The organism is Halobellus sp. Atlit-38R (genome assembly GCF_003665925.1).
Lineage (GTDB): Archaea > Halobacteriota > Halobacteria > Halobacteriales > Haloferacaceae > Haloquadratum > Haloquadratum inordinatus.
The window spans coordinates 1-473 of the sequence record NZ_QXIJ01000289.1; the positions used below are offsets into that span (position 1 = coordinate 1).

Genomic DNA, 473 nt, shown 5'->3' on the forward strand with positions numbered 1-473 from the left:
GTCGGCGTCTACCACACCGAGGACGCCTCGCTCATCGACGCGCTCACAGCGCGGTTCAAAGCGGAGGGTCGCGGCGACCCGACCGATTACCCGCAGTCGCGGCCGGACTACGCCGAGGCGATGGCCGCCGAGGATGCCGTGCGGATGGCCCAAGAGACGGGGGCGAAGTACTACGGCATCCACACCTCCTGCCGCAAGTCCGCGGAGGTGCTGTCGCAGTTCCGCGACGACGGCTCGGCGGTCCGCGCAGAGACCTGCACCCACTACACGACGCTCACCGACGACGTGTTCGAGACGCAGGGTAACCTTCCCATGATAGCGCCGCCAATCCGCAAACAGGATGACGTAGAGGCGATGTTCGAACATCTCGCCGACGGCACGCTCGACGTGGTTTCGACGGACCACTGCGGCTACAAACGCGAGTCCAAGGAGGTAGACAACTGGTGGGACTCGACGTTCGGCGCGAACGCCCT

At 65.8% G+C, this 473-nt stretch carries 1 pseudogene; it reads left to right on the forward strand.

Going from position 1 to position 473, the window contains the following annotated elements:
- Positions 1 to 473, forward strand: a pseudogene (locus D3D02_RS19430) (allantoinase); the annotation flags it as partial.